The organism is Sphingobium sp. WR1 (assembly GCF_059693745.1).
This window is the reverse complement of the sequence record NZ_JCATID010000105.1, coordinates 1-513: the sequence shown is the minus strand read 5'-3', so window position 1 is coordinate 513 and position 513 is coordinate 1. Positions and strand designations below refer to the sequence as shown.

Below are 513 nucleotides of genomic sequence, written 5' to 3'. Positions count from 1 at the left end.
GGCGTGGGCACCAAGCTGCCTTTGACACTTTCTGAGACCCCGCAGACGATTAGCATCATTGATCGCGACCGGCTCGACGAGCAGCGGCTTATCACGCTCGACGACGTGATGACCAATGCGCCCGGCGTCACCGTTCAGCCGGGCACGCGGTTGCGGACGGCATATTATTCGCGCGGCTTCGTCATCGATACGTTGAACTTCGACGGCATTCCGACCTCGGGCTGGAACGAGGCGGTCAACACCGAGGACATGGCGATCTATGATCGCGTGGAGATTCTCCGCGGCGCGAGCGGCCTTCTTCAGGGGACCGGCAACCCTTCGGGCACGATCAATCTCGTCCGCAAGCGCCCGGGCAGCGATTTCGCGGCGGAAGCGACGCTGAGCGCCGGAAGCTGGAACAATTATCGGGCGGAGGGCGACATCAGCGTTCCGCTGGTCGCATCCGGCGATCTGCGCGCTCGCCTTGTCGGCATCTTCGAGGATCGGGACTATTTCTACGACCAGGGCCATCGG

At 63.0% G+C, this 513-nt stretch carries 1 protein-coding gene; it reads left to right on the top strand.

Annotation, left to right across the window (positions count from 1 at the left end):
* Positions 1–21: 21 nt before the first annotated feature.
* On the top strand, positions 22–513 hold a 492-nt coding region (locus AC58EF_RS28610; RefSeq protein ID WP_497279761.1), incomplete at its 3' end, for a TonB-dependent siderophore receptor.